Source organism: Aurantibrevibacter litoralis, assembly GCF_034651555.1.
Classification (GTDB): Bacteria; Bacteroidota; Bacteroidia; order Flavobacteriales; family Flavobacteriaceae; genus Aurantibrevibacter; species Aurantibrevibacter litoralis.
In genome coordinates this window covers 1-2,610 of record NZ_JAYEEQ010000049.1, presented here as the reverse complement: position 1 = coordinate 2,610, position 2,610 = coordinate 1, and the positions used below count along the sequence as shown (strand labels likewise).

Here is a 2,610-nt window from a genome sequence, read left to right as displayed (position 1 = left end):
AAATATAGTGGATAAAATAAAGGTCAGTGCTATACTGAAAAATTAGGGTAAGAAATCCCCAACTGCTCATAGCCAAAACGTTGTGCGGCAGCTAAAAAAGACGACAATCCATAGATGACACGAGTTCTGACAATATCAATTCTGCTTTGCACTTTGACTTTGATTAGTTGTAAAGAAAAAGAGACGAACGGAATTATTATTGCCGAGACACTTTACATTCATCAAGACTACGGAACCAACAAGGAATTAAGAAACCTAATTCAAGACGCCTTGAGCGAAAATGAAAAAGCCATACCGAAATTGACAAATTTCCCCTGTGGGGGTGGTGCGGGCTGCTATGACTTAGGATTCGTTTTGACTCAAATAATTTATCAAGTTGGAGAAGAAAAATTTAATCAAATGGTACTTCGACTTGACAGAAATGAAATTAAAGGACTTCGGAGTTTAATCAGAGTAGGACTTTCATACGGTGACAATAATCATGATGGAATTATGGACGACAAAAGAATTGAAAACGAATTTCCGATATTGAACGAAACATTGAAAAAATAAAAAAGCCGACCGCACAACAATGGGTATAAAACATAGGGCGGACGGTGGTTTCCGCAAGTTTCGGTTTCTTAGCAAGATCGGTCTCGGGCGGACAGTTAAGTGCTTCGAAATGCCCTACGTTTCATACCCGAGCCGTTGGGCATAATATAAACGACAGTACAAAACGAGAAACTAATTGACATAAATTAATGGGAATATTTGACAAATTGTTCGGAAAAAAGGATTCGAAAACTGAACAAAAAGATGAAATTGAAAAAGAAAAAGTTCAGTTAAACGAAGGAGATAAATTTGTTGCTGTAGACAATAATTCTGGATATAAAATAATCAGAGATTTAACAACCGAGCAAAAAAACAGTATTGAAAAATCAACTATTCTTTTGCGTGCTAGTCAACTTTATATGCACTATTGGACTGACAATTTAGTTTGCAATGACCCAAATGACCAAGGTTGGCAAAATAAAGTTATGTTCTTTTGGAAAGCAGAAGAGCCATTTCCGAAAAAATCCTTACCACCTGAATTTGAAACTTTTAAAGTTAAGCACTTTCTATTTGAGGGAGATACTTCAAAAATCTCATTACAAGTCGGACAAGCAATGCCTTGGTTTGGAATGCCTGGACTTGGGGAAAAACACGTGTGTGAAATAAACTCAAAAAAAATAACAATTCCAGAACTTAACAAACTCGGAATTGTTGAATATTTTGAACAAATAGAACTTACGAATAGTAATTTAAATGTTTTGACAAATAAAGAAGAATATTTTTTCCTTATCGATGAAAGGATTACACCTTTTCAAAACGGAAGTTTTAACTTAAAAGGTAAACCCATTCCAATAAGTGTTGCTTACGAAATTGGCGGAATTCACCTTATAAGGAAAACAACATTGGATTAATAAAATACTATGCCCAACACATTATAAAATTAATGGCTAGTTCTCGCCTACTTACGAAAATCCTCGCGGATTTTCTATCTGGTGTTTATTTGCTAAATTAGGTGCTTAAACACGCCACTAATCTTATACATAAACGTTAGCCATAATTTAAGAAAAATGACAACAGAATTTGAAACTGAAATAGTAAAAACAAAGGAATTCAATAAAATCTTTATGATTGTATTTGGAATTCTTTATTTATTTTCAACATTTTATATTTTTTTTTATGACAAAGAGAATCAAAATACATATTTGAAATATTTAGCTTTAACTATTTATTTATTAGGAACTTATTTTTTATTCGGACAATCTTTAATTAAACCGAAAAAAATCGGAAATCTAAAAATTTCAACTAACATAATTGAGTTTATTGAAAATGGCGAAATTAAAAGTATTGCCCTGAATGAACTTGAAAACATTTATCTAAAATATATGGATTATGGGAGTTGGACAACTCACTCAATATTCGGAAATAAAAACTACCTTGAAATAACTGAAAAGTCAGGAAAAAAATATGATTTTGAAATACTTATAAGAAACAGGACTTCCAAAAATGACTTGAAAAGTATTTTAAATAGTCCCGAATTTTATGGCAAGTTTGATTTTATAAAAGGTGAAAAATCTCGAACTAAATTTTAAAAAAAACTATGGCTAACAGCGCATATAGTTTATGGCGGAATAAGTGCTAAAAGCAAAGTTTTTGTATTTTTATAAACGTAATTACCAATCCGAAAAATTTGCGCTTGTTTGCCCGCCACAAACCATATGCGCAAACCGTTAGCGGTCATTGTAAAACGAGACCCGAAAATTCGACAAGAGACGTTCAAACAAATTATTTTATAAAGTTTTGTCACACCTGACAAGTTCTGTTGTTTCAATAGTAATTCCACACGAAGTGGAAGGACTAAAAGAAATATAATGAACAATTTAATCAAAGGAATTACATATTCCTACAACAGAAACATCGGTTGGCAAGACCGAACCATCAGAACCATTATTGGCATTGCTGCAACAGTTGGAGCTATTTACTTTTTAAGTAGCAACATTACTTATACTTTAGCCCCCAATAAGTTCGGAGTGATATTTTAAATTTCAAACTAATACATTTGAAAGATGAAATACAAGAAAT

General features: G+C 32.4%; 5 protein-coding genes. 4 read left to right on the top strand and 1 reads right to left on the bottom strand.

Going from position 1 to position 2,610, the window contains the following annotated elements:
• Window positions 1-29: 29 nt before the first annotated feature.
• Window positions 30-152 carry a hypothetical protein gene (locus U1E44_RS16735; protein ID WP_322932260.1) on the bottom strand — a complete coding sequence of 41 codons (123 nt, stop codon included), beginning with the start codon at window positions 150-152 and terminating at the stop codon, window positions 30-32.
• Between the two features lies 1 nt (window position 153).
• On the opposite strand from U1E44_RS16735, the gene U1E44_RS16730 reads away from it, so the two are divergent.
• The 4 genes from U1E44_RS16730 to U1E44_RS16715 all read left to right on the top strand — a co-directional run bounded on the left by U1E44_RS16730 (window position 154) and on the right by U1E44_RS16715 (window position 2,570).
• Window positions 154-552 carry a hypothetical protein gene (locus U1E44_RS16730; RefSeq protein WP_322932259.1) on the top strand — a complete coding sequence of 133 codons (399 nt, stop codon included), beginning with the start codon at window positions 154-156 and terminating at the stop codon, window positions 550-552.
• A gap of 188 nt (window positions 553-740) precedes the next feature.
• Window positions 741-1,442, top strand: a complete 702-nt coding sequence (locus U1E44_RS16725; RefSeq protein ID WP_322932258.1) for a hypothetical protein — start codon at window positions 741-743, stop codon at window positions 1,440-1,442.
• A gap of 156 nt (window positions 1,443-1,598) precedes the next feature.
• Window positions 1,599-2,120 carry a hypothetical protein gene (locus U1E44_RS16720; protein WP_322932257.1) on the top strand — a complete coding sequence of 174 codons (522 nt, stop codon included), beginning with the start codon at window positions 1,599-1,601 and terminating at the stop codon, window positions 2,118-2,120.
• A 279-nt stretch (window positions 2,121-2,399) separates the two neighbouring features.
• Window positions 2,400-2,570: a hypothetical protein gene (locus U1E44_RS16715; protein ID WP_322932256.1), complete on the top strand. Its 171-nt coding sequence runs from the start codon at window positions 2,400-2,402 to the stop codon at window positions 2,568-2,570.
• Window positions 2,571-2,610 lie beyond the last annotated feature (40 nt).